Origin of the sequence: Allobosea sp. BH3 (genome assembly GCF_025499465.1) — a bacterium.
Lineage (GTDB): Bacteria > Pseudomonadota > Alphaproteobacteria > Rhizobiales > Beijerinckiaceae > Allobosea.
The window spans coordinates 406,642-429,915 of sequence record NZ_JAIMCA010000002.1 but is presented as its reverse complement, the minus strand read 5'-3'; the positions used below and the strand labels follow the sequence as shown (position 1 = coordinate 429,915).

General features: G+C 67.3%; 22 protein-coding genes. 13 read left to right on the top strand and 9 right to left on the bottom strand.

Features of this window, described 5'->3' with window-relative positions:
• Positions 1-15 precede the first annotated feature (15 nt).
• Positions 16-1,008 carry an ABC transporter substrate-binding protein gene (locus BoBH3_RS06995; RefSeq protein ID WP_262330042.1) on the bottom strand — a complete coding sequence of 331 codons (993 nt, stop codon included), beginning with the start codon at positions 1,006-1,008 and terminating at the stop codon, positions 16-18.
• A 224-nt stretch (positions 1,009-1,232) separates the two neighbouring features.
• Between BoBH3_RS06995 and tal the strand changes: the two genes are divergently transcribed.
• The 3 genes from tal (at position 1,233) to BoBH3_RS06980 (ending at position 3,729) form a co-directional block, all read left to right on the top strand.
• Positions 1,233-2,201: a transaldolase gene (tal, locus tag BoBH3_RS06990; protein ID WP_262330041.1), complete on the top strand. Its 969-nt coding sequence runs from the start codon at positions 1,233-1,235 to the stop codon at positions 2,199-2,201.
• Between the two features lie 7 nt (positions 2,202-2,208).
• Positions 2,209-2,916, top strand: a complete 708-nt coding sequence (locus BoBH3_RS06985) for an SDR family NAD(P)-dependent oxidoreductase (RefSeq protein WP_262330040.1) — start codon at positions 2,209-2,211, stop codon at positions 2,914-2,916.
• A gap of 201 nt (positions 2,917-3,117) precedes the next feature.
• Positions 3,118-3,729 (top strand): HdeD family acid-resistance protein, encoded by a 612-nt coding sequence (locus BoBH3_RS06980; protein WP_262330039.1) that lies wholly within the window; start codon positions 3,118-3,120, stop codon positions 3,727-3,729.
• A 107-nt stretch (positions 3,730-3,836) separates the two neighbouring features.
• On the opposite strand, the gene BoBH3_RS06975 is transcribed toward BoBH3_RS06980, so the two are convergent.
• Positions 3,837-4,325 (bottom strand): hypothetical protein, encoded by a 489-nt coding sequence (locus BoBH3_RS06975; RefSeq protein WP_262330038.1) that lies wholly within the window; start codon positions 4,323-4,325, stop codon positions 3,837-3,839.
• Between the two features lie 262 nt (positions 4,326-4,587).
• Between BoBH3_RS06975 and BoBH3_RS06970 the strand changes: the two genes are divergently transcribed.
• Positions 4,588-5,157, top strand: coding sequence for a YceI family protein (locus BoBH3_RS06970; RefSeq protein ID WP_262330037.1), 570 nt, complete (start codon positions 4,588-4,590; stop codon positions 5,155-5,157).
• Positions 5,154-5,711 carry a cytochrome b gene (locus BoBH3_RS06965; RefSeq protein ID WP_262330036.1) on the top strand — a complete coding sequence of 186 codons (558 nt, stop codon included), beginning with the start codon at positions 5,154-5,156 and terminating at the stop codon, positions 5,709-5,711. Before BoBH3_RS06970 ends, BoBH3_RS06965 begins: the two co-directional genes overlap by 4 nt.
• Positions 5,712-5,718: 7 nt before the next feature.
• Here BoBH3_RS06965 and BoBH3_RS06960 read toward each other — a convergent pair whose 3' ends face one another.
• From BoBH3_RS06960 to amaB, 4 genes are all read right to left on the bottom strand, one after another.
• Positions 5,719-7,395, bottom strand: a complete 1,677-nt coding sequence (locus BoBH3_RS06960; RefSeq protein WP_262330035.1) for a thiamine pyrophosphate-binding protein — start codon at positions 7,393-7,395, stop codon at positions 5,719-5,721.
• A complete protein-coding gene (locus tag BoBH3_RS06955) occupies positions 7,388-8,575 on the bottom strand; it encodes a CaiB/BaiF CoA transferase family protein (RefSeq protein ID WP_262330034.1) in 1,188 nt (395 codons plus the stop codon). Before BoBH3_RS06955 ends, BoBH3_RS06960 begins: the two co-directional genes overlap by 8 nt.
• A gap of 109 nt (positions 8,576-8,684) precedes the next feature.
• A complete protein-coding gene (locus BoBH3_RS06950) occupies positions 8,685-9,878 on the bottom strand; it encodes an acyl-CoA dehydrogenase (protein WP_262330033.1) in 1,194 nt (397 codons plus the stop codon).
• Positions 9,879-10,017: 139 nt separating this feature from the next.
• A complete protein-coding gene (gene amaB, locus BoBH3_RS06945; RefSeq protein ID WP_262330032.1) occupies positions 10,018-11,538 on the bottom strand; it encodes an L-piperidine-6-carboxylate dehydrogenase in 1,521 nt (506 codons plus the stop codon).
• A gap of 240 nt (positions 11,539-11,778) precedes the next feature.
• On the opposite strand from amaB, the gene BoBH3_RS06940 reads away from it, so the two are divergent.
• The 3 genes from BoBH3_RS06940 to BoBH3_RS06930 all read left to right on the top strand — a co-directional run bounded on the left by BoBH3_RS06940 (position 11,779) and on the right by BoBH3_RS06930 (position 14,530).
• A complete protein-coding gene (locus tag BoBH3_RS06940) occupies positions 11,779-12,693 on the top strand; it encodes a LysR family transcriptional regulator (protein ID WP_262330031.1) in 915 nt (304 codons plus the stop codon).
• 93 nt (positions 12,694-12,786) lie between these two features.
• Entirely contained in the window at positions 12,787-14,010 is a 1,224-nt protein-coding gene (locus BoBH3_RS06935; protein ID WP_262330030.1) for an NAD(P)/FAD-dependent oxidoreductase, read from the top strand.
• A gap of 13 nt (positions 14,011-14,023) precedes the next feature.
• The gene (locus tag BoBH3_RS06930; RefSeq protein ID WP_262330029.1) at positions 14,024-14,530 is read left to right on the top strand and encodes a DinB family protein; all 507 of its coding nucleotides are present in this window, start codon (positions 14,024-14,026) and stop codon (positions 14,528-14,530) included.
• A 209-nt stretch (positions 14,531-14,739) separates the two neighbouring features.
• Here BoBH3_RS06930 and BoBH3_RS06925 read toward each other — a convergent pair whose 3' ends face one another.
• A complete protein-coding gene (locus BoBH3_RS06925) occupies positions 14,740-15,297 on the bottom strand; it encodes a GNAT family acetyltransferase (protein WP_262330028.1) in 558 nt (185 codons plus the stop codon).
• A gap of 247 nt (positions 15,298-15,544) precedes the next feature.
• Between BoBH3_RS06925 and BoBH3_RS06920 the strand changes: the two genes are divergently transcribed.
• From BoBH3_RS06920 to BoBH3_RS06905, 4 genes are all read left to right on the top strand, one after another.
• Positions 15,545-16,177 carry a LysE family translocator gene (locus BoBH3_RS06920; RefSeq protein ID WP_262330027.1) on the top strand — a complete coding sequence of 211 codons (633 nt, stop codon included), beginning with the start codon at positions 15,545-15,547 and terminating at the stop codon, positions 16,175-16,177.
• Positions 16,178-16,182: 5 nt separating this feature from the next.
• The gene (locus tag BoBH3_RS06915) at positions 16,183-16,749 is read left to right on the top strand and encodes a chromate transporter (RefSeq protein ID WP_262330026.1); all 567 of its coding nucleotides are present in this window, start codon (positions 16,183-16,185) and stop codon (positions 16,747-16,749) included.
• A complete protein-coding gene (locus BoBH3_RS06910; RefSeq protein WP_262330025.1) occupies positions 16,749-17,288 on the top strand; it encodes a chromate transporter in 540 nt (179 codons plus the stop codon). The genes BoBH3_RS06915 and BoBH3_RS06910 overlap by 1 nt, the downstream gene beginning before the upstream one ends.
• A gap of 87 nt (positions 17,289-17,375) precedes the next feature.
• Positions 17,376-18,521 carry a M20 family metallopeptidase gene (locus tag BoBH3_RS06905; RefSeq protein ID WP_262330456.1) on the top strand — a complete coding sequence of 382 codons (1,146 nt, stop codon included), beginning with the start codon at positions 17,376-17,378 and terminating at the stop codon, positions 18,519-18,521.
• 119 nt (positions 18,522-18,640) lie between these two features.
• Here the strand turns inward: BoBH3_RS06905 and BoBH3_RS06900 are convergent, their stop codons facing one another.
• Entirely contained in the window at positions 18,641-20,482 is a 1,842-nt protein-coding gene (locus tag BoBH3_RS06900; protein WP_262330024.1) for a glycoside hydrolase family 15 protein, read from the bottom strand.
• A 2-nt stretch (positions 20,483-20,484) separates the two neighbouring features.
• The gene (otsB, locus tag BoBH3_RS06895; protein ID WP_262330023.1) at positions 20,485-21,282 is read right to left on the bottom strand and encodes a trehalose-phosphatase; all 798 of its coding nucleotides are present in this window, start codon (positions 21,280-21,282) and stop codon (positions 20,485-20,487) included.
• Positions 21,283-21,561: 279 nt separating this feature from the next.
• Between otsB and otsA the strand changes: the two genes are divergently transcribed.
• Positions 21,562-23,115 carry an alpha,alpha-trehalose-phosphate synthase (UDP-forming) gene (gene otsA / locus BoBH3_RS06890; RefSeq protein ID WP_262330022.1) on the top strand — a complete coding sequence of 518 codons (1,554 nt, stop codon included), beginning with the start codon at positions 21,562-21,564 and terminating at the stop codon, positions 23,113-23,115.
• Positions 23,116-23,274 lie beyond the last annotated feature (159 nt).

The following is a 23,274-nucleotide window of genomic DNA, read 5'->3' as shown; positions in this document are numbered from 1 at the left end:
GGACGCGGTCCGGCATCACTCGAAGATCGAGCTGAAGCGCTTGCGCGTGGCGGCCTCGTCGGCGAGCGCCTTGGCGGCGTCGAAGGGCATCAGCTTGATCGCGCTGCGCTCGGGATAGCCGGCCGGCAGGGCGACGCCGGGATGGGCCGCGACATAGCCCTGCTTCAGGGCGAGCTCCTGGCCCTCCTTCGAGAGCACGAAGTCGATGAAGGCCTTGGCCGCCTCGGGGTTCTTGCTGCTCTTCAGGATCGCGACCGGCTCGCTGACGGCCGAGACGCCCTCGCTCGGGAACACGAACTCGACGGGCGCGCCCTTGGCTTTCTCGCGGATGGGCATGAAGTCGACGATCATGCCGTAGAGCTTCTCGCCGGTGGCGACCTGGCGCAGGATGTCGCCGTTACCACCGCCCGCGACCGTGCCGTTGTCCTTCAGCTTCTCGTAGAAGCTCCAGCCGTCCTTGAGGTTGCCGGTCAGCGTGATGGTGTGGATCATCGCAGCGCCGGAATTGAGCGGGCTCGGCATGGCGAGCTGGTTCTTGACCTCGGGCTTGGTGAGGTCCGTCCAGCTCGTCGGCTTCATCGGCGCCTTGGTGTTGTAGACGATGCCGGTGGTGATGAGCTTGGTCGCGAACCACATCTTCTGCGGGTCGTGCACGCCGGCCGGGAAGGCCGAGACGTCGGCCTTGTCATGGGCGAGCAGGCGGTCTTCCTTCTTCAGCCCTTCCATCGTCACGGCATCGGCGATCAGCAGCACGTCGGCCTGCGGCGCGCCGGCCTCGAACTCGGCCTTGAGCTTCGCCATGATGCGCGGCGTGCCGTCGCGGACGAAGGTGACGTCGACCTTCGGGTACTTCGCCTTGAAGGCGTCGATGGTCTGCTGCGCATCGGTGTTGGGCTGGCTGGTGTAGAGCACCAGCTTGCCTTCGGCAGCCAGCGCAGCGGGCGCGGCGAAAGCGGCGGCGGCGAGGCCGGCCGCGAGGGTGAAGGCGCCAAGGGCCTTGCGCTGCATCTGTCTCTCCATCTTTCGTCGCTTCTGCGAGATGGCGCTGCCGGTAGACCTCCTAGATGACACTTCCATGAATGTCCCGTCATCTTCGTGAGCCGGCGCGAGAATTCGCCGCAGCTATCCGGTCGCGGCATGGCTGCGTGGCTTTGTGGCCTCTCGCCATTCTGCGAAACAGGCGTCACATTGCACATGCTACCCAAAGAACGAAAAGACGTCGGGAATCGCTCATGACTGCCTCAAAGCTCGACCAGCTCCGCGAGATGACCACCGTGGTCGCCGATACCGGCGACATCGAAGCGGTGCGCCGCCTCAAGCCCGTCGATTGCACCACCAATCCGACGCTGATCCTGAAGGCCGTCGAGACGCCGGCCTATGCGGATCTCGTCGAGGAAGCGATCGTCTGGGGCAAGAAGCAGGGCAGCAGCGAGAAGGCGGTCCATGCGGTCTGCGACCGGCTGGCCGTCAATTTTGGCACCGAGTTGACCAAGATCGTCCCCGGCCGCGTGTCGACCGAGGTCGATGCCGATCTCTCCTTCGATGCCGAAGCCTCGATCGCGAAGGCGCGCGCCATCATCGCGGCCTATAAGGAGCGCGGCGTCGGGCGCGAGCGCATCCTGATCAAGGTCGCCTCGACCTGGGAGGGTCTGCAGGCCGCCAAGGTGCTGCAGGCCGAGGGTATCGACTGCAACCTCACCCTGCTCTTCGCCCTGCCGCAGGCCGTCGCGGCTGCCGATGCCAAGGCCTTCCTGATCTCGCCCTTCGTCGGGCGCATCCTCGACTGGCACGTCAAGGCCGGCGGCGGGCCCTATACCGCAGAGACAGATCCGGGCGTGCTCTCGGTGAAGAGCATCTACGCATATTACAAGAGCTACGGCATCAAGACGGTGGTGATGGGCGCCTCCTTCCGCAACACGGGCGAGATCGAGGCGCTGGCCGGCTGCGACCGGCTGACCATCGGCCCCGGCCTGCTGGACGAGCTTGCGGCTGCCACCGGAGACCTGCCGCGGCGGCTCTCCCCGGCCGCTTCGCCCCAGACCTCGTCGGATATCGCCAAGCGCATCGTGCTCGACGAGAAGGCCTTCCGCTTCGCCATGAACGAGGATGCGATGGCCACCGAGAAGCTGGCGGAAGGCATCCGCGGCTTCGTCAAGGATCTGCGCGCCCTGCGCAAGCTCGTCTCCGCCAGACTCGGCTGAGCCGGCCATGGCGCAGCAGAGGATCGCCGTCGTCACGGGCGGGGCCAAGGGCATCGGCGCGGCCGTCGCCGACAGGCTGGAGCAGGACCGGCTCACCCCTGTCATCTGGGACATCACGTCGCCGAGCGCCGGGCGCCGTCATGTCGCCTGCGATGTCTCGGACGAGCAGGCGGTGGCGGATGCCGTAGCCGCCACCGAGCGCGAGCACGGGCCGATCGCGGTGCTCGTCAACAATGCCGGCCTCACAGGCCCCTCGACCACGGTCGCCGAGACGCCGCTGGCGCAATGGCAGAAGGTGCAAGCCATCAACCTGACCGGCACCTTCCTCTGCGCGCGGGCGGTTGCCGCCGTCATGCTGCCGCGGGCTTACGGCCGCATCATCAACATCGCCTCGCTCGCCGGCAAGGAGGGCACGCCGACGCTTGCCGCCTACAGCGCCGCCAAGGCCGGCGTCATCGCCTTCACCAAGGCCCATGGCAAGGAGCTCGCCGGCAGCGGCATTCTCGTCAACGCGGTCGCACCGGCCGCCATCGAGACCGAGCTGCTCCAGCAGATGAGCGCGGAGACGGTCGCGACGATGATCGCCAAAAGCCCGCTCAAGCGGCTCGGCACCGTCGACGAGCTCGCCGAGCTGGTGGCCTGGCTCGCGAGCGAACGCTGCAGCTTCTCGACCGGCGCCGTCTTCGATCTCTCGGGCGGCCGCGCGACCTACTGAATTATTGTGACTGAACCTCTCCGTCATTCCGGGGCTTCGCGCAGCGAAGAGCCCGGAATGACGGGTTGGGTCTGTCTGAGGTCGTTTCCGGCGCGGTTTGCGTTAGGTCATTGACGGCAAAGCGCGGCGGGTCTCTCATGCGGCGCAGTCCAACGAGGCGGTCCCTGCTGTCGCGGCTGCCTGAACGCGGAGTGGGTCGTCATGAGCACACCGTCCGAAACCAGCACGCAGGCATCCGCTCCGCCCTCCCTGGGCTCCCATCTCATCCCGCTCCGGCGCAACTGGGGCTGGCTGATGGCGGCGGGCATCGCACTCGTCGTTCTCGGCGTGCTGGGGCTGGGCGCCGTGGCGATGCTGAGCATCGCCAGCGCGCTCTGGATCGGTGCCATGATCTTCGTCGGCGGCATCATCGTGCTGATCGATGCCTTCCGCCATCAGGCCTGGAAGAGCCGGCTCTTCCATATCCTGATCGGTCTCCTCTATGTCGCAGTGGGCGTGCTCACCTTCGTCAATCCGCTGGTGGCCACGGCCTCGCTGACCCTGCTGGCCGGCGCCGCGCTCGTCGCGACCGGCGTGCTGCGCATCGTTGTCGCCTTTCAGAACAGGCAGCTGCCCTATTGGGGCTGGATCGCCTTCTCGGGCCTGCTGTCGCTGTTGCTCGGCGGGATGATCCTGATGCAGTGGCCGGGCTCGAGCCTCTGGGTGCTCGGCACCTTCTTCGCGATCGAGCTGATCTTCCAGGGCTGGGCGGCCATCGCGCTCGCCCGCGCCATCCGCTCGACCTTCGACGGCAAGATCACACGACGGGCTTAGCGGCGGTTCGTCCTGGTCGGGCTTGCCCGACCATCCACGTCTTTGCTGGTCGATAGCCCTGTTCACAGCGCCATGCTCGCCACGAGGGCGCGCATGACGCGAGGCGCTCAGCGGTTGGCCGTCTCGACGCGCTTGGGCGCGACCTTGGCCGGCGTCTCCACATTCGTCCCGACGCCGAAGACGTTGCGGCCGCCGGCCGCCGCCTCGTTCAGCTTCTGTTTCCAGCCCTTGGAATCGCTGCCGCCCAGCGCCGCGAAATCGGCCGGACGCATCGCGTCGCTGTCCCGGCCCTGATAGACCATCACGCCGCTGGCCGTGACGACGATGTCGCCGCGCCGCAGCGTCGGGTCCTTCAGATACCATTCCTGGTCGGTCTGCGGATCGAGCTGGACGACCGGCGGCTTGGGCTTCGTCGAAGCCTCCGCCCGCGGCTTGGCCGGGCGCGCCCGCGGCTCGTCATACTCGTAGATCGGCGTCGCATAGATGCGCTGCCTGCCGCCGCCGAAGAGCGCACGCGCCAGTTCGTCGAAAAGCCCGGCGGCCTGGGCGGCCGGTGCAGCCGAAACGGCCATAGCCGCCACGATCGCAAATCGCATCAGCGCCCCATGTGCCATCGTCTCGACCCTCCGCATCCACGTCTAACAACGTGCATTGGTCGCAAAAGGTTCGGCCCGGGTTCATGGATGTCGTTAAGAAATTTTCGCGAGCCCGGATATTGCGCCGCTCACGAGCATCGGCGCTTGCGCCGGCCTGCACAGTGACCTGAATCACCTTTCCGTGTTCGTGCTGCTTCGCCATGGCTTTTCCTTCAAGCTGGCGGATCGTGGGCTGTCCCGAATTCGGTTCGGAGGGGCCGCCATGACGCGGATTGCCGCTCTCGCTTTCGCTTTCGCATCTCTCCTGATCGGCTGGCAGGCTGATGCCCAGACGGTCTGGCGTTTCGACAGGGCCTCGACCGAGGTTAGCTTCGTCGGGCGCCGTTTTGGAGCGCTCGTCACGAGCGGGCGCTTCGATCGCTATGACGGCAGCTTCGCGATCGATTTTGAGCATCCGGAGCGAAGCCGCATCCGCGTGACGCTCGATACGGGTTCGATCAGGGCGGGCTCGTCGATGATAGACGGTTTCATCGCGGGCGAGAGCATGCTCGATGCCGCCCGCTTTCCGGCGGCGAGCTTCGTCTCCGAGAGCGTGTCGAGAACCGCAGAGCGCAGCCTCGCCATTCGCGGCAAGCTGACGATCAAGGGCATCACGCAGCCCTTCGTCGTGACGGCGAACGTGGACGGCGATATCGACCGGGCGAAGAGCGGCGAGGCGCTGCCCTTCCAGGCCCTCGGCAGCTTCCTGCGCCCGGCCTACGGGATCGGCCGTGAGGTGAACATCGTCGACGACAGGATCGACATCGTCATCAAGGGGCGCCTGACCCGATGAACGCACAGGCGGGGCCGCCCGGCCGCTGGCACCCCGCCAGCGTCGTGCTGCACTGGCTGACCCTGCTGCTGGTCCTGTATCAGTTCTGGGTGGCCGGTCCCATGCGCGACGAGACGCGCGACCTGCTCTCGCGCTTCGATCTCTATCAGCGCCACAAATCGGTGGGGCTGACGATCGCGCTGTTCGTGGTGCTGCGCCTCATCCTGCGTCTCACTTTGCGCCAGCCACCGCCCTTCGAGCGTAATCCTTGGCTGCGCGGCGCGGCCGGCACTGTCCATGCCGGCCTCTATCTCTGCCTTTTGGCGCTGCCCGTCACGGGGCTGCTCATGGCCGCCGCCGCCCCGATCCAGATCCCCACGCTCTATTTCGGCCTGTTCGCCGTGCCGCATCCGGTCGGAGCGGACCCGCAAATCTACAAGGCGATGCTGCTCTGGCACGGCCGCGTCGGCAACCTGCTGATCGCGCTTGGCGTCGCGCATGTGGCGGCGGTGGCCGTCCACATGCTGGTCTGGCGCGACGGGCTCCTGAGCCGCGTGGGGCTCGGCCGCCGCTGATGCCGGCTTATTTCTTGCCCTGCGCTGCGAACGCCTCGGCCCGGATCGTCGAGAGGGACTTCGCGGGGGTGATCGCTTCGGGGTCGAGCATGCAGTGGATGATCGCGGGCTTGCCGCTCTTCACCGCGCGCTCGAAGGCCGGCGCGAACTCCGCCGTCGTCTCGACACGCTCGCCATGGCCGCCGAAGGCCTTGGCATAAGCCGCGAAATCCGGGTTCTTCAGCGTCGTCGCCGAGACGCGGCCGGGATATTCGCGCTCCTGATGCATGCGGATCGTGCCGTACATGCCGTTGTCGACCACGATCACGATCACCGGCAGATCGTATTGCACGGCGGTCGCGAAATCCTGCCCGTTCATCAGGAAGCAGCCATCGCCGGCGAAGGCGATGACGGTGCGCTCCGGGAACATGCGCTTGGCGCCGATCGCAGCCGGCACGCCATAGCCCATCGAGCCCGAGGTCGGCGCGAGCTGCGTCGCGAACTTGTTGAAGCGGTGGAAGCGGTGAACCCAGGTGGCGTAGTTGCCGGCGCCGTTGCACATGATCGCGTCGTCCGGCAGCTGGCTGCGCAGCCAGCGCACCATCTCGCCCGGATGGAACTGGCCCGGCACCGCAGCCGGCTGCTCGCTCCAGGCGATATAGGCTTCGTGCGCCGTAGCGGATGCGCCCGCCCAGGCCGGAGCCTTCGGCGGTTCGATCGTAGCCAGCGCGGCGGCGAAGCCGGCCGGGGAGGCGTTGATCGCCAGCGTCGGGCGATAGACCCGGCCGAGCTCTTCCGGATCGGGATGGACATGGACCAGCGGCCGCCCCGGGTTGGGGATGCCGAACAGGGTGTAGGACTGGCTCGGCATCTCCGAGAGGCGCCCGCCGACGACCAGGACGAGATCGCTCTCCTTGATCCGGGCAAGCAGCTTCGGGTTCACGCCGATGCCGAGATCGCCGGCGAAGTTCGGGTGATCGGCCGGGAACAGCATCTGCCGGCGGAACGAAACCGCTACGGGTAAGTCGAAGCGCTCGGCGAAGGCTTGGAACTGCGCGATCGTCTCCGGGCTCCAGCGCGAGCCGCCGAGAATCGCGATCGGCGACTTGGCGGTGGCGAAGCGCTTGGCGAGGTCGTCCATCTGCACCGGCGAGGGATGCTGCTCGGTGACCTGATAGGGCTCGGCGTCGGCAACGTCGGCCAGCTCGGTCAGCATCTCCTCCGGCAGCGCGATCACGACAGGGCCGGGGCGGCCCGAGGTCGCGACATGGAAGGCGCGGCTGATGATCTCCGGGATGCGCGCGGCATCGTCGATCTCGGTCGCCCATTTCGTCATGGTGCCGAAGACGGCGCGGTAATCGAGCTCCTGGAAGGCCTCACGCTCGCGCATGCCGCGCTCGATCTGGCCGACGAAGAGGATGAGCGGGGTCGAGTCCTGGTCGGCGATATGGATGCCCGGCGAGGCGTTGGTGGCGCCCGGGCCGCGCGTCACGAAGCAGATGCCGGGCTTGCCGGTGAGCTTGCCCGCGGCCTCGGCCATCATGCAGGCGCCGCCTTCGGCCCGGCAGATGGTGACCTTCATCGAGGCGTCGTGCAGCGCATCGAGCACGGCAAGATAGCTCTCGCCCGGCACGCAGAAGGCGTCGGTGGCGCCATGAAGAATGAGTTGGTCGACGAGGATCTGTCCGCCGGTGCGATTAGCCATGCTGCGGCCCTCCCCAGGCCGGGTCGTTCAAAATCTCTTCGGCGTGCTCGCCGAGGCGCGGGCTGTGGCGCTGCGACACCTGCCGCACGCCGTCCATGACGATGGGTGAGGCGACGGTCGGGATGGAGCCCGCCTTCGCCGCCGTGCTCGGCAGGTCGACGCGGACGCCGCGCGCCACCACCTGCGGGTCGGCGAAGACCTCGCCGATGTCGTTGATCGGGCCGGCCGGTACGCCGACCTTTTCCAGCCCGGCCAGCAGATCGACCTTGGCATAACGCTGGCAGAGCAGGTGCAGCCTCGCCGTCAGCGCGACACGGTTCTTCACCCGCGACCGGTTGTCGACATAGTCGGGTTCGCTCGCCAGCGCCGGATCGCCCAGAACGGCGCAGAGCTTCTGCCACTGCCCGTCATTGCCCGTGGCGATGATGATGTGCCCGTCGGCCACTGGGAACACGTCATAGGGCACGATGTTCGGATGCGCGTTGCCGAGGCGCGGCGGTGGCTGGCCCCCGACGAGATAGTTCATCGCCTGGTTGCCGAGAACGGCGATCTGCGAATCCAGCAGCGCCATGTCGAGATGGGCGCCTTGGCCCGTCGCGTCGCGCTGGCGCAGCGACGAGAGGATGCCGACCGTGGCGTAGAGCCCGGTATAGATGTCGGCCACCGCATAGCCCGCCTTCATCGGCGCGCCTTCCGGCTCGCCGGTGACGGACATCGGCCCGCCCATGCCCTGCACCAGGAAGTCATAGCCGGCGCGCGGCGCATAAGGCCCGTCCTGCCCGAAGCCCGTGACCGAACAATAGATCAGGCGCGGGAACTCCTTGCGCAGCGAAGCGGCGTCGAGCCCGTACTTGATCAGCCCGCCGACCTTGAAGTTCTCGACGACGACGTCGGCATGGGCCGCGAGCCGTCGCACCAGAGCCTGTCCCTCGGGCGTGCGGAAATCGGCCGTGATCGAGCGCTTGCCGCGATTGGCCGAGTGGAAATAGGCGGCCGAAAGATGCTCGCCATCTTCGCCCTCGACGAAGGGCGGGCCCCATTTGCGGGTGTCGTCGCCCTCCGGCGCCTCGACCTTGACGACATCGGCGCCGAGATCGGCCAGAAGCTGGCCGATCCAGGGACCTGCGAGGATGCGCGCCAGTTCGAGGACGCGCAGGCCGGCGAGGGGAGGGGTGGTCATGGCGGGCTCGGCTCGGCGTCATGGTCGGGCTTGACCCGACCATCTCCGGGGAAGTTCACGCGGGACGAGATGCCCGGGTCAAGCCCGGGCATGACGATGTGGATCGGGCTCAGAAGAACGCCTGCAGGCCGGTGATGGCCCGGCCGAGGATCAGAGCATGGACGTCATGCGTGCCCTCATAGGTGTTCACCGTCTCGAGGTTCGCGGCGTGGCGCATCACATGGTACTCGATCTGGATGCCGTTGCCGCCGTGCATGTCGCGGGCCTGGCGGGCGATGTCGAGCGCCTTGCCGCAATTGTTGCGCTTGACGAGAGAGATCATCTCCGGTGCCATCTTGCCCTCATCGAGCAGGCGCCCGACACGCAGGCTGCCCTGCAGGCCGAGCGTGATCTCGGTCAGCATGTCGGCGAGCTTCTTCTGGTAGAGCTGCGTCTGGGCGAGCGGCTTGTTGAACTGCTTGCGGTCGAGCCCGTACTGGCGGGCACGATGGAAGCAGTCCTCCGCGGCACCCATAGAGCCCCAGGAAATGCCGTAACGGGCGCGGTTGAGGCAGCCGAACGGGCCCTTCAGGCCCGAGACGTTCGGCAGAATGGCGTCCTCGGGAACGATGACGCCGTCCATGACGACCTCGCCCGTGATCGAGGCGCGCAAGCTGAGTTTGCCGCCGAGCTTCGGCGCCGAAAGGCCCTTCATGCCCTTTTCGAGGACGAAGCCGCGGATCTGGTTGTCATGGGCGACTGACTTCGCCCAGATGACGAAGACGTCGGCGATCGGCGAGTTCGAGATCCAGATCTTGGAGCCGGTCAGCTTGTAGCCGTCGGCCACCTTCTCGGCGCGGGTCTTCATGCCGCCGGGGTCGGAGCCGGCGTCCGGCTCGGTCAGGCCGAAGCAGCCCACCCACTCGCCTGTGGCGAGCTTCGGCAGATACTTCTGGCGCTGCTCTTCGCTGCCATAGGCGTAGATCGGGTACATCACGAGCGAGGACTGCACGCTCATCATCGAGCGATAGCCGGAGTCGACGCGCTCCACCTCGCGGGCGACGAGCCCGTAGGAGACGTAGTTGGCGCCGGCGCAGCCGTATTTCTCGGGGATGGTGACGCCGAGCAGGCCCAGCTCGCCCATCTCGTTGAAGATCGAGCGGTCGGTCTTCTCGTCGAGATAGGCGTCATGGATGCGCGGAGCGAGCTTTTCCTGCGCATAGGCGCGGGCCGTGTCGCGGATCAGCCGCTCATCTTCGCTGAGCTGCTCGTCGAGCAGGAAGGCATCGTCCCAGGTGAGCTGCGCGAGCTTGTCGCCGGCCATGTTCGTGTTTCCCCGTTGTTCGTCGTTAACCGTTATTGCGAGACGCAAAGCAACGAAGCAATCCAGGGGGACGTGGAGCTCTGCCGCTCCTGGATTGCTTCGCTGACGCTCGCAATGACGATAGGGTCTTCAGTCTTCCTCACGCATCCACGTCGAAGCTGACGCCCTGCGCCAGCGGCAGCGTGGTGCCGTAGTTCAGCGTGTTGGTGGCGCGGCGCATATAGGCCTTCCAGGCGTCCGAGCCGGCCTCACGGCCGCCGCCCGTCTCCTTCTCGCCGCCGAAGGCTCCGCCGATCTCGGCGCCCGAGGGGCCAATATTCACGTTGGCGATGCCGCAATCGGAGCCCTCGTCCGAGACGAACATCTCCGCCTCGCGCATGTTCAGCGTGAAGATCGAGGAGGAGAGGCCAGCGCCGACCGCGTTCTGCATCGCGATCGCCTCGTCCAGCGACTTGTACTTCATCACATAGAGGATCGGCGCGAAGGTCTCGCGCTCGACCGGGCCGCACTGCTTCGGCATCTCGACCAGGGCCGGACGGACATAGAAGCCGCCAGCGCCGACATCGACCTTCTCGCCGCCATGGACCTTGCCGCCTTCGGCGCGGGCCTCACCGAGCGCCTTCTGCATGCCCTGATACGCCGCCTCGTCGACCAGCGGGCCGATCAGCACGCCGGCCTCGCGCGGGTCGCCGATCTTCACCGACCCGTAGGCCTTGATCAGCTTCGGCACGAGCGCGTCATAGACGCTTTCATGGACGATCAGGCGGCGCAGCGTGGTGCAGCGCTGGCCGGCGGTGCCCATCGCCGCGAAGGCGATGCCGCGCAGCGCGATGTCGAGATCGGCCGAGGGCGCCACGATCGCGGCATTGTTGCCGCCGAGCTCCAGGATGGCGCGGGCGAAGCGGGCCGCCAGCTTCTGGCCGACTTCCTTGCCCATGCGGGTCGAGCCCGTCGCCGAGACGACCGGGACGCGGTGGTCGGAGACGAGGATGTCGCCGATCTCGCGGGCGCCGATCAGCACCTCGGAGAGGCCGGCGGGGGCCTCGGGGCCGAAGCGCTTCATCGTCTTCTCGACGATGGCCTGCACGGCGAGCGCGGTCAGCGGGGTCTTCTCGGAGGGCTTCCAGACGACGCTGTCGCCGCAGACAAAGGCGAGCGCGGCATTCCAGGACCAGACCGCGACCGGGAAGTTGAAGGCCGAGATCACGCCGCAGACGCCGAGGGGGTGCCAGGTCTCCATCATGCGATGGTTCGGGCGCTCGGTCGCGATGGTGAGCCCGTAGAGCTGGCGCGAGAGACCGACCGCGAAATCGCAGATGTCGATCATCTCCTGCACCTCGCCGAGGCCCTCGGAGACGATCTTGCCGGCTTCCAGCGTCACCAGCAGGCCGAGATCGGTCTTAGCGGCGCGCAGCTCCTCGCCGAGCAGCCGAACGAACTCGCCGCGCCGCGGCGCCGGCACCTTGCGCCAGGCCAGGAAGGCCGCCTGAGCGCGGCCGATGGCGGCTTCGGCTTCCGCCGGGCTCGTCTCCTTCAGCGTCACGACCGTCTCAGCCGTGATGGGCGAGCGGGCCGAGAGGCCGGCCGAGGCATAGGCGGCTTCCGAAACGCCGAGGCGCTTGAGAAGAGCAAGCGTGTCCGTGGGGAGAGCGGTGGTCATGTGTCTGCCTGTTCGCCGATGCGGGTGAACCATAGCCCGCATCCTGAGGAGCGCCGAAGGCGCGTCTCGAAGGATGTTCCAGTGAGCGGCGTCTTCTGGAACATCCTTTGAGACGCCGCTGGCGCGGCTCCTCAGGATGAGGGCTCAGGCGACGGTCGGTCGCCCTTTGGCCGCGGAGAATGCCCTCTTTCATGGCTGCGCGGCAACCGATATGTTCTCACCACTTGGTGAGAAAAAATCATGGATGACGCGCTCGTTCCCGGCCGCCTCTCGGTCCCATCGCTCTCGGCGCTCGCCGCCTTCGAGGCGGCTGCCCGGCATGGCAGTTTCACCCGCGCGGCGCAGGAACTCAACCTGACGCAGGGGGCGGTGAGCCGGCAGGTCGCGCATCTGGAGAAAGCGCTCGGCGTCAGCCTCTTCGAGCGCGTCCGCAAGCGCGTGGCGCTGACGGCCGCCGGCGCTGCATATGCCGCGGAGATCCGCGACGGGCTTTCGCGTCTCGCCGCCGCCACGGTCTCGGCCATGGCGTTCCGCGGCGCGGCCGGCGTGCTGAATCTCGCCGTCTTGCCTACCTTCGGCACGCGCTGGCTGATTCCGCGCCTGCCGCGTTTCACCGAGGCGCACCCTGGCATCACCATCAATTTCACCACGCGCCTGGTGCCCTTCGACTTTGCCCGCGAGCAGGTCGATGCCGCCGTGCATTTCGGCGCCGAGAGCTGGCCGGGCGCACGGCTTCACCGACTCATGGGGGAGGAGGTCGTGCCCGTCGCTGCGCCTTCGCTGATCGCGCGTGCCGGCATTGCAGCGCCCGCCGACATGCTGCGCGTGCCGTTGCTGCAGCAATCGACCCGGCCGCGCGCCTGGGCGGATTGGCTCGAATTGCAGGGCGTGGCGCCCGAGCGGGCGCTGATGGGCCCGCGCTTCGAGCAGTTCGCGATGATCGCGCAGGCGGCTGTCGCGGGGCTCGGGCTCGCCATCGTGCCGCGCTTCCTGGTCCAGGAGGAACTGCGCTCCGGGGCGTTGGTCATCCCGATCGACCGGCCATTGACGGGCCGTGATGGCTATTACCTCGTCTATCCGGAGGAAAAGGCCAATCTGCCCACCGTCATCGCATTCCGGGACTGGCTGCTCGGAGAATGTGCTCCGGCGGCGTGAGCCCCTCTCGACAAGCGTCCCCGCCCGCGTCATTCATGCGTGGAATTCACCAACCCGGCGTCCCGCTGGACGCCGGCCCGCGCGAGGCCTGCCATGCCGCCCGTCTCCGATAGCGCCGATATCGTGATCTGCGGAGGGGCGGCGATCGGCTCCTCCGTCGCCTATCATCTCGCTGCCGATCCCGGCTTCAAGGGCAAGGTCGTGGTCATCGAGAAGGACCCGACCTATCGCTTTGCCGCCTCGGCGCTCTCGGCTGCCTCGATCCGCCAGCAATATTCGAGCGCGGTCAACATCCGCATCTCGCTCTACGGCATCGGCTTCCTGCGCAACATCGGCACGCATCTGGCCGTCGAGGGCGAGACGCCGACCATCGACCTGCACGAGGGCGGCTATCTCTATCTCGCCACCGAAGCCGGCGCCCCGATCCTCGCTGCCAACCAGAAGCTGCAGGCGCAGGAGGGCGCCGACATCGCCTACTACGATCCGGCGGCGCTGAAGCAGCGCTTCCCCTGGCTCAATGTCGAGGACCTGGCTTGCGGCACCTTCGGCGTCAGCGGCGAGGGCTGGTTCGACGGCTGGGCGCTGCTCCAGGCCTTCCGCAAGAAGGCGCGCAGTCTCGGCGTCGAATACCGCCAGGGCGAGGTGGCGCGTTACATCACAGAGGGCGGGCGCGTGATCGCGGTGGAGCTCACCGACGGCAGCCGCATCGCCTGCGGCGCGGCCGTCAACGCCAGCGGCACCCATGGCGCCCGTCTCGCCGCCACGGCCGGGGTCGATATCGCCGTCAAGTCGATGAAGCGCTACGTCTTCTCCTTCACCTGCAAGGGCGATGTCGGCAACTGCCCGCTCCTGATCGATGCCAGCGGCGCCTGGTGCCGGCCGGAAGGCAAGCGCGGCGGCGAGGATCAGCTCTTCATCGGCAGTTGTTCGCCGCTGACGCCCGAGCAGGATGTCGAATGGGTCGAGACAGACCCGACGGTCGAGGATGTCGACTGGGACTTCTTCGAGGAGGCGGTCTGGGTGCCGCTCGCCCACCGCATCCCTGCCTTCGAGCAGATCCGGCCGGGCCGGGCCTGGGCCGGCCCCTACGACATGAGCGGGCTCGACCACAACGCCATCATCGGCCCCGCGATCGGCATGCCGAACCTCTACCTCGCCAACGGCTTCTCCGGCCACGGCCTGCAGCAGGCCCCGGCGGTGGGCCGCGGGCTGGCCGAGCATATCCTGCATGGCAGCTACCGCACGCTCGACCTTGCCGATCTCGGTCATGAGCGCATCGTGAAGGGGCGGCCGCTCAAGGAGGCCAACATCATCTGACCAGGAGGCCGCCATGATCGAGCCCGCTTTCGTTCGAACCATGGCCCGCTACAACGCCTGGCAGAACGAGAGCTTGATGGCGGCGGCCGACGGGCTCTCCGACGAGGCGCGCCGGCTCGACCGCGGCGCCTTCTTCAGATCGATCCAGGGCACCTTCAACCATGTCCTCTGGGCCGACGAGGTCTGGCTGAGCCGCCTGACCGGCAGCGAGAAGCCACCCGTGGGTGGCAGCGAGTCGTCGATCTATTTCGGCGACTGGGCCGCGTTTTGCGAACGCAGGCGGGAACGAGACCGCACGATCATCGACTGGGCCGAGGGCATGGATGGTGACTGGCTGCGCGGCACGCTGATCTGGCACTCCGGCGCCGCCGGTCGAGAGATCGGCAAGCCGCGCGCCTTCGTCATCGCGCATATCTTCAACCACCAGACCCACCATCGAGGCCAGATCCACGCCATGCTGACCGCAGCGGGCGCGAAACCGGACGATACGGATCTGTTCCTGGTCGACGAGCCGCGGTGACGCGGTGTCCCGTTATGCTCGGATAGCGCGGGGAACCCTCTCCACACATCTCGGGCTTGCCCGAGATGTGCATGTAGGATGTCGAAGTCGGCAACAGCCGGCTTCGATGGGAGAGGACAGGGTGAGGGGTAGGCCGTCTCGTGCTTTGCTGTGCAGTAAACGCAGCGCAGCGGTGAGGGCGTCGTTTTACTGGTCCAAGGGCCTACACCTCACCCCTGCCCCTCTCCTCTCAGGAGAGGCGTTCCACGCGCTTTTCGCGGCAGGCTTTCGCGCTTCCGGCCGCCACCCTTTGCCTCTTCCTCTTCCTCCTCCCCGCGATCCGGCGGCACGGCGGCCGTCGCGTTCTGACTGAGCTTCTGGAACAGGCCGAGGCCGACGAGGGCTGCGATGGCCACCAGCATCAGCAGGCCCGGATAGGCGAGATCGCTCATCCTGTCCCGCGAGGTCTTGGCGATCAGCACCAGCGACTCCAGCGAGAGCGCCACGATCATGATCGTCATGAATTTGGTGAGCGAGCCGCGCGCCTCGGCCGGGCGCCTGAGCTCCCGGTCGGCGATGACCTCCTCCTCGAACAGGAACTTGCCGACATCGGCCACCGCCACCGCAATGATCACGAGGCCGATCGCATCGAGCATGGTGTCGAGCGCGCCATCTCCGGTCCAAAAGCCTTGCGTGGTGCGCCAGACCGCGACGCCGATCAGGGTGATCGAGGCGCCGAGCAGCGCAAACGCGATCACCGTGTAGAGCAGCCTGCTGAACAGCGTCATGTCTTCCCCCTAGATCATCGTGCGTCCTATCGGACGCGGTCACGATGATCGACCACATTGGCATTGCATCGGATATTTCCGAAAAGTGGATTCCACTTTTCGGTCCGATGCTATGGCTGGAGGCCCTAACGGGCTGGGCGTCGGCTGGTTCCGCCTATCGAGGCGCTGCATGGCCGCTCCTGCGCCTGGGCCGATTGCCGCGGTCTGCAAACCATGCTCCAAGCGCTCGATCCCGGAGCGCTTCGCCATGCCCGATACGACGAACCTGGTCACCTTCGCGCTGATCGCGCTCGGCATGGTGCTCACGCCCGGCCCCAACATGATCTACCTGATTTCGCGATCCATCGCACAGGGCAGGGCGGCAGGGCTGATCTCGCTCGGTGGCGTGATCCTCGGCTTCTTCGTCTACATGTTCTGCGCAGCCTTCGGCATCACGGCACTGCTCTTCGCTGTGCCTTACGCCTATGACGCGTTGCGGCTCGGCGGCGCGGCCTATCTGCTCTGGCTCGCCTGGCAGGCGGTCCGCCCCGGCGGGCGCTCGCCCTTCCATGTCCGCGACCTGCCGCATGACGGCCCGCGCAAGCTCTTCGCCATGGGCTTCCTGACGAGCCTGCTCAACCCCAAGATCGCGATGTTCTACCTCGCGCTGCTGCCGCAGTTCATCGACCCGGCGGCCGGCCATGTGCTCAGCCAGTCGGTCGTGCTCGGCATGGTGCAGATCACGATCAGCGGCGGCGTCAACGCCCTGATCGCTGTCGGCGCGGGCAGCATCGCGCTGTTCCTGCGGACGCGGCCGTTCTGGTCACTGGTGCAGCGCTGGCTGATGGGCACGGTGCTGGCGGGCTTTGCCTTGCGCATGGCCATGGAATCGCGGCGCTAGGACCGATGGCGACCCTCGAAACCGCGACGGACGCGCCGCGCCCGACACTGTCGGACCTGTTCACCGGCTTCCTCAAGATCGGGCTGATGGGCTTCGGCGGCGTCGGCCCCATCGCCCGCCACATCATCGTCACCGAGCGTAACTGGCTCGACGATCGCGGCTATGCCGAGCTGATCGGCATCTGCCAGGCGCTGCCGGGGGCCAACACGGTCAACGCCGCCGTCATGCTGGGGGACCGCTTTCGTGGCATGGCCGGGGCGCTGATCTGCGTCTTCGGGCTGATGGCGATGCCGCTGCTTTCGCTCGTCGCCATCGCCAATGCCTATGACGCGGTGTCCGATCATCCGCTGGCGCAGGTCGCGCTGACCGGGGCGGCGGCGAGTGCCGCGGGCCTCATCCTCGGCACCGCTGCGCGACTGCTCACCAAGGCGGGGCTAGCACGCTGGGCCTGGGTCATGGCGGCCGTGGCCTTCGTGGCCATCGGCGTGCTGCGGCTGCCGATGCTGCCGGCTCTGCTGGTGCTGGTGCCGCTCGGCCTCATTGCGGCGACCTTTGGAGCAAGACGCATCTGATGGAACGCGGCGTCTTCACCCAGCTCGTCATTACCTTCGGCACCATCTCGCTGATGGCGATCGGAGGCGCCAACGCGGTGGTGCCGGAGTTCCACCGGCAGATGGTGGACGTCCTCTCCTGGATGGACGCGCCGACCTTCGCCCGTCTCTTCGCCATCGCGCAGACGGCGCCGGGGCCGAACGTCATGCTGGCCAGCATCCTCGGCTGGCATGTCGCCGGCACGCCTGGCCTGCTGGTCGCGACGGCCGCGATCCTGACGCCCTCCTCGGTGCTTGCGCTCGCCTGCAGCCGCGGCCTGCAACGCTACAGCGGCAACCATATCGTGCGGATCGCGACGCTGGCGCTGGTGCCGATCGCGCTCGGCCTGATGCTGGCGAGTGGCATCGTCGCCGCCTTCGCCGCCGATGCGGGGCTGATCGGCTTCGCGATCACGGCCGGGACCGCGATCGTGACCTATCGCTCCAAGGTCAATCCGCTCGTGCCGATGGCCGTGGGCACCGCAGCCTATGTCGCCCTCTGGTTCGCCGGCCTCGTCTGACCACACTTTCAGAAGGAAACCATCGCCGTGTCCCTGACCGCCGAAGAACAGACCGTCGTCGATTGGCTGGCTACCCGCAAGGAAGGCATGGTCGCGCTGCTGCGCGAGCTCGTCGACACCGACTCCGGCTCCTATGACAAGGCCGGCGTCGACCGGGCCGGCGAGGTCGTCGCGGGGTTCCACCGCGCGAACGGGCTGGAGGTCGAGATCCTGCCGGATGCCCGCTATGGCGACGCGGTCAAGGCGCGGCTTCCGAACCCGACCGCGAACGACCAGCGCCCGGTGCTGCTGCTCGGCCATCGCGATACCGTCTTCCCGCAAGGCGAACCGACGCGCCGGCCCTTCACCATCAAGGGCTCGCGCGCCTATGGCCCGGGCGTCGCAGACATGAAGGGCGGCATCGTGATCTCGGCCTTTGTCGCGGCCGCCTTCGCCGAATGCGGAGGCCTCTCCGCGCCGCTGATGATGCTGACGACCAGCGACGAGGAGATCGGCTCGCCGTCCTCGCGCCCGGTCATCGAGGCGGCGGCGCGCGAGTCACGCTGCGTCTTCAATGCGGAGCCGAGCCGCCTGCCGGTTGGAAGCGATTTCGCGAAGGACCATCGCCAGTCCGTCACCAGCGGCCGAAAGGGCGGCGTTTTCATGCGCGCCGAGTTCACCGGCAAGCCGGCCCATTCCGGCGCCAATTACGAGAAGGGCGCCTCGGCCATCGTCGATCTCGGCCACAAGATCCCCAAGCTCCAGGGCCTCACCGATCTGGAAAAGGGCATCACCGTCAATGTCGGGCTGATCGGCGGCGGCCAGACGGTCAACACCGTCGCGCCCCATGCCTGGTGCGAGATCGACCTGCGCTACGTCACGGCCGCCCAGCGCGGCGAGATGGTCGAGGCGATCCGCAAGATCATCGAGACGCCGATCGTCGAGGGCACGGGCGCCAAGCTGGCGATCAAGGGCGAGTTCCTGCCGCTCGAAGGCACGGATGAATCGCAGAAGCTGTTCCAGACCTATCGCGAGGCGGCGTCCGGTTTCGGCATCGCCACGATCGCGGAGTTTACCGGCGGCTGCGCCGATTCCGGCTTCACCGCCGCGCAGGGCACGCCGACGCTCTGCAGCGTCGGCCCCATCGGCGGCATGGCCCATACGCCGGACGAATTCCTGGAGGTCGAGAGCCTCGTCCCGGCGGCGCAGATACTGGCGCTGTCGGTGATGCGCGCGGCGAAGCTGATGGAGTGATGTCCCCACGCCGTCATGCTCGGGCTCGACCCGAGCATCTCAGGCAGGATCAGGCTGCTCCGACAGCGAACGCGTCATGAGATGGCCGGGTCAAGCCCGGCCATGACGGCTGCCGAAGATCAGAACGCCTCTTCCCAGTTTCGGCTGAGCCGCATCGCCGAGTTGATCAACCCGACATGCGAATAGGTCTGGGGGAAATTGCCCCAGAGTTCGCCCGTCTCGAGATCGGCATCTTCCGAGAGCAGGCCGAAGCTGTTGCGCCGCTTCAGGACGCGGTCGAACAGCGCCTTCGCCTCGTCCACCCGGCCGATGGCGTAGAGCGCATCGACATACCAGAAGGCGCAGATCAGGAAGCCGGTGTGCATGTAGCCAAAATCGTCCTGCGTGGCGTAGCGCAGCAGGAGGTCGCCGCGAACCAGATCGCGGCCGATCGCCTCGACGGTGGCGATGTAGCGTGGATCGTCCGCCTTGACGAAGCCGAGCTCGGCGAAGAGCAGCAGCGTGGCGTCGAGATCCTCTCCGTCGAAGGTCGAGACGAAATGGCCCTTTTCATGGTTCCAGATGCGCTCGAGGATGATCTCCTTGAGCCGGCGGGCCTCGATCTTCCAGTAGTCCTTGCGGTCGGCCCGGCCGAGCGTGCCGGCGATGCGGGCGAGCCGGTCACAGGCGGCCCAGCACATCACGCTGGAGAAGGAATGCACTGCCTCCTTCTCGCGCAGCTCCCAGGGGCCCGCGTCCGGCTTGTCGAAGACCGCGATGGCGAGCTCGCCCATGCGCTCGAGCTGCGCGAACAGCGAGTCCTTGCCGGGCTGGATCAGGCGGCGGTCGAAGAAGGAATGTGTCGCCGCCAGCACCACCGCGCCGTAGCCGTCGTTCTGGATCTGCACCGCTGCCCCGTTGCCGAAGCGCACCGGCCGGTGGCCGCGATAGCCTGAAAGGTTCGAGGCCTCGATCTCGATCAGCGTGCCGTCGCGCGTGATCGGGTAGAGCGGCGGCAGATGCTCGGCCCCGCTTTCCGCGAAGGAGTCGACGATGTTGGTGATGAAGCCGAGATAATCCTCCATCGTCCGCGTCGTGCCGAGGCGGTTCAGCGCATGCACGACGAAGGAGGCGTCGCGCAGCCAGCAGAAGCGATAGTCCCAGTTGCGCTGCGTGCCCGGAGCCTCTGGGATCGAGGTGGTCAGGGCTGCGACGATGGCGCCCGTCTCCTCGAAGGCGCAAAGCTTCAGCGTGATCGCGGCGCGGATCACCTCGCGCTGGTATTCGAAGGGGATCGAGAGCGAGCGAACCCAGTCGCGCCAGTAGTCGGTGGTCTTGTCAAGGAACTCGCGCGAGGTCGTCTCGATCTCGGCGCGCAGCGCCTCGTCGGAGCCGATGAAGAAGGAATAGGTCTGGTCGACGGCGAAGGGCGTGCCCTCGACGACATAGGAGATCGGTGCGTTCGTCGTCAGGCGGATGGTCTGGTCCGCGCCGACATAGCGGACATGGTTGGAGCCTTGCGTGATCTCGTCGGGCTCTTCGCCGATGCCGAGGCAGGGCTTCACGATGACGCGGATGCGCGGCCGCCCCGAGATGCGCCTGACGCGCCGCACGAGCTGCGGCGGCCGGAAGAAGCGCTCGTAGCGCACGAAGCGCGGAGCGAAATCGAGGATCTCGATGGCATTGCCCTGGTCGTCGGAGAGCACCGAGGAGAGGATCGCCGTGTTGTCGAGATAGCCCTGCTCGCAGCGCGTCATGCCGACGAGCTGGATATCGAAGACGCCCTTCTGCTGCTCGGTATCGCCGTCTTCCGCCTCGTTGTCGATCAGCGCGCAGAACACAGGGTCGCGGTCGAAGCGGGGGAAGCAGCCCCAGACGATGCGGGCGCGCCGATCGATCAGCGCCGCGATCGAACAGTTGCCGATGACGCCGAGGTCGAGCGAGGCGGAGTGGCGCCCCGCGGCCGTGGTCGTGACGGTCATGGTCAGTCCTGCTGAGAGAAGCTCGATGCGGTCAGGCCGCCGGTCTCGGCGGCTTCGAGAAGGATATGCCGCAGGGCGGTCGGGGAAGCGATACGCATCGCGGCCAGGCTCTCCCGGTCTTCGCCGATGCGAACCGAGAGGCCGCCCATCGCGTTCACCGCCTCGAAGCCGTCCTCGTCGGTGATGTCGTCGCCGATGAAGACGGGGCGGCGCCCGGCATAGGTCGGCGTCGCCATCAGCCAGGCGATAGCGTTGCCCTTGCTGGCGCCGGCGGGGACCAGCTCGGCAACGGATTTGCCCTCCTGCAACCGCACGCCGGGGCCGAGCTTCGCGGCAATCCTGCGCATCAGCTCCAGTGCCTCGTCCTGAAGCTCCGGGGCGAGCCGCCAGTGCAGCGCCGTCGAAATGCGCTTGTCCTCGACGATGATGCCGACATGGCTGTTGGCGAAGCGCACGAGGTCGCGCAGCACGTCGCGCAGATTCTCCGGCGCGTCGGCTTGCGCGCGCAACTCGCCGCCGAGCCTGATCTGGGCGCCGTGCAGCCCCGCGATGTCGAAGCGGTGGGGAGCCAGCATTTCGTCGAGGAAGGCGATCGGCCGGCCGGAAACCAGCGCGAGCGCGCCGCCGAGGCTGCCGCGCAGCGTGTCCAGCGCCGGGGCCACGCGCCGGTCGAGCCTGACATCCTCAGGCGAGGGAGCGATCTCGACGAGAGTTCCGTCGAAATCCAAAAACAGAGCGATTCCCGCGTCATGGATGTCGCGGGAGTCAGGAATAGTTTCCGGATCGATCAATGTCGTCATCGCTTCGTTGTCTGGACAGGGAAGACGGCAGAAGAACGGCCGATAGCCCCGACGATCCTTTCGTTCTGTCTACATGGGCCGGCGCCGGACAAAAATCGTCCTTGGGGTTGCCTCGATCGACTCGACGCCGCACAGTGCCGGGCACGATTTCACCGCCGGGCTGCCACCGCTTTGCCATGCGGCCAGCCCCGCATCCCGGAAACATTACGCCTTTGCAGGCGTTCTGTTCCTGCCGCCGATGGCAAAATTCGGGCGGCCCCTCCTGGAGAACTCGTCCTTATGCGCCTCGTCGTCGTTTCGAACCGTGTCACCATTCCCGAACGGCACGAGAAGGCCACGGCGGGCGGGCTCGCGGTGGCGCTGCGCGAGGCGCTGGAGCAGCAGGGCGGCCTCTGGTTCGGCTGGAGCGGCGGGGTCAGCGACGGCCCGCAGGACCTCCGTCAGGTCCAGCGCGGCAACGTCACTTACGCTGTCACCGATCTCTCGGAAGCCGAACGCCAGAGCTACTATCTCGGCTTCTCGAACCGGGCCCTCTGGCCGCTGATGCACTACCGGCTCGGCCTGACCGAGTTCCAGCGCAGTGACTATATGGGCTATCTCGGCGTCAATCGCCGCTTTGCCCGCGCGCTCGCGGCGCTGATCCAGCCCGACGACCTGATCTGGATTCACGATTACCACCTCATTCCCCTGGCGGCGGAGCTGCGCCGGCGCGGCATCACTAACCGGATCGGCTATTTCCACCACATTCCCTGGCCTTCGGCAGAGGTCTTCGGCGCGCTGCCGTTCAGCACGACGCTGATCCGCACCATGGCCTCCTACGATCTGATCGGGATGCAGACTGAGATCGACGCCCGCAACCTGATCGGCGGGCTGGTTTCGCTGTGCGGCGCGCGGGCGGAGGGCGACCGCGTGCGGCTGGGCGCCCGGCAGACCACCGTGCAGAACTTCCCCATCGGCATCGATGTCGAGTCGTTCCGCCGGCTTGCGGCCGCATCCGTCCGGCAGGCGCCGACGACCCTGCGCGCCGCGCGCGAATCGCTCGGCGAGCGCAAGCTGGTCGTCGGCGTCGACCGGCTCGACTATTCGAAGGGCATCGTGCAGCGCCTCGAGGCCTTCGGCGAGTTCCTGCGCAGCCATCCGGAGCATCGCGACCGGGTCAGTCTTCTTCAGATCGCTCCGCCCTCGCGCAGCGACGTGCCGGAATATGCCGAGCTCGACCGCCAGTCCGACGAGGTGGCGGGGCGCCTCAATGCGCAGCTCGGCGAATTCGACTGGACGCCGATCCGGGTCGTCAAGAAAGCCTATTCGCGCAGTGCACTGGCCGGCTTCTACCGCCGCGCCCAGGTCGGGCTCGTCACGCCGATGCGGGACGGCATGAACCTCGTCGCGAAGGAATATATCGCCGCGCAGAACCCGGCCGATCCGGGCGTGCTCGTGCTGTCGCGCTTCGCAGGTGCCGCCCAGCAGCTCGGCGAGGCGCTGATCGTCAACCCTTTCGACGTCCATGAGGTGGCGGAAGCTATCCGCACCGCCCTTGCCATGCCGAAGACGGAGCGCATCCGCCGCTTCGAGAAGCTTTATGCCACCATCGCCGCCACGGACATCGACTGGTGGACCCGGCGCTATCTGGAGGTGCTGTCGGGAGGAGCAGCCGCGGCTGTGATGCCTCCCGTCGGCGAGGCACGCGAAAAAACGCGCGCCGGCGGGCGCCGCTCCGCCCGTGCCGAATCCGCAACGCCGCCCACGCGCCAGCCGGCTACGAAGGGCGGTGCCGCCTCGTCCGGATCGGGTCGCAAGGCCGTTGCCGGCCCGCCGGCCACGGCCCGCCCATGAGGACCGAACCGGCGAAATCGGTGGTCGAATCGCGGGATGAGCGTTCAGCGCCTGCTCGCGGCCCTTGCGGAATGCGGCCTTTGCTCGCTAGAAGGCGGCATGGCTTGGGTGGGCGACTCAGGTCAGGACAGGCATCGCAGCGTCGATGGCTGAGGAGGC

Excerpts from the sequence above, each read along its gene's own strand:
- BoBH3_RS06995 (WP_262330042.1), bottom strand. The coding sequence starts at position 1,008 with ATGCAGCGCAAGGCCCTTGGCGCCTTCACCCTCGCGGCCGGCCTCGCC.
- tal (WP_262330041.1), top strand. The coding sequence starts at position 1,233 with ATGACTGCCTCAAAGCTCGACCAGCTCCGCGAGATGACCACCGTGGTC.
- BoBH3_RS06985 (WP_262330040.1), top strand. The coding sequence starts at position 2,209 with ATGGCGCAGCAGAGGATCGCCGTCGTCACGGGCGGGGCCAAGGGCATC.
- BoBH3_RS06980 (WP_262330039.1), top strand. The coding sequence starts at position 3,118 with ATGAGCACACCGTCCGAAACCAGCACGCAGGCATCCGCTCCGCCCTCC.
- BoBH3_RS06975 (WP_262330038.1), bottom strand. The coding sequence starts at position 4,325 with ATGCGATTTGCGATCGTGGCGGCTATGGCCGTTTCGGCTGCACCGGCC.
- BoBH3_RS06970 (WP_262330037.1), top strand. The coding sequence starts at position 4,588 with ATGACGCGGATTGCCGCTCTCGCTTTCGCTTTCGCATCTCTCCTGATC.
- BoBH3_RS06965 (WP_262330036.1), top strand. The coding sequence starts at position 5,154 with ATGAACGCACAGGCGGGGCCGCCCGGCCGCTGGCACCCCGCCAGCGTC.
- BoBH3_RS06960 (WP_262330035.1), bottom strand. The coding sequence starts at position 7,395 with ATGGCTAATCGCACCGGCGGACAGATCCTCGTCGACCAACTCATTCTT.
- BoBH3_RS06955 (WP_262330034.1), bottom strand. The coding sequence starts at position 8,575 with ATGACCACCCCTCCCCTCGCCGGCCTGCGCGTCCTCGAACTGGCGCGC.
- BoBH3_RS06950 (WP_262330033.1), bottom strand. The coding sequence starts at position 9,878 with ATGGCCGGCGACAAGCTCGCGCAGCTCACCTGGGACGATGCCTTCCTG.
- amaB (WP_262330032.1), bottom strand. The coding sequence starts at position 11,538 with ATGACCACCGCTCTCCCCACGGACACGCTTGCTCTTCTCAAGCGCCTC.
- BoBH3_RS06940 (WP_262330031.1), top strand. The coding sequence starts at position 11,779 with ATGGATGACGCGCTCGTTCCCGGCCGCCTCTCGGTCCCATCGCTCTCG.
- BoBH3_RS06935 (WP_262330030.1), top strand. The coding sequence starts at position 12,787 with ATGCCGCCCGTCTCCGATAGCGCCGATATCGTGATCTGCGGAGGGGCG.
- BoBH3_RS06930 (WP_262330029.1), top strand. The coding sequence starts at position 14,024 with ATGATCGAGCCCGCTTTCGTTCGAACCATGGCCCGCTACAACGCCTGG.
- BoBH3_RS06925 (WP_262330028.1), bottom strand. The coding sequence starts at position 15,297 with ATGACGCTGTTCAGCAGGCTGCTCTACACGGTGATCGCGTTTGCGCTG.
- BoBH3_RS06920 (WP_262330027.1), top strand. The coding sequence starts at position 15,545 with ATGCCCGATACGACGAACCTGGTCACCTTCGCGCTGATCGCGCTCGGC.
- BoBH3_RS06915 (WP_262330026.1), top strand. The coding sequence starts at position 16,183 with ATGGCGACCCTCGAAACCGCGACGGACGCGCCGCGCCCGACACTGTCG.
- BoBH3_RS06910 (WP_262330025.1), top strand. The coding sequence starts at position 16,749 with ATGGAACGCGGCGTCTTCACCCAGCTCGTCATTACCTTCGGCACCATC.
- BoBH3_RS06905 (WP_262330456.1), top strand. The coding sequence starts at position 17,376 with ATGGTCGCGCTGCTGCGCGAGCTCGTCGACACCGACTCCGGCTCCTAT.
- BoBH3_RS06900 (WP_262330024.1), bottom strand. The coding sequence starts at position 20,482 with ATGACCGTCACGACCACGGCCGCGGGGCGCCACTCCGCCTCGCTCGAC.
- otsB (WP_262330023.1), bottom strand. The coding sequence starts at position 21,282 with ATGACGACATTGATCGATCCGGAAACTATTCCTGACTCCCGCGACATC.
- otsA (WP_262330022.1), top strand. The coding sequence starts at position 21,562 with ATGCGCCTCGTCGTCGTTTCGAACCGTGTCACCATTCCCGAACGGCAC.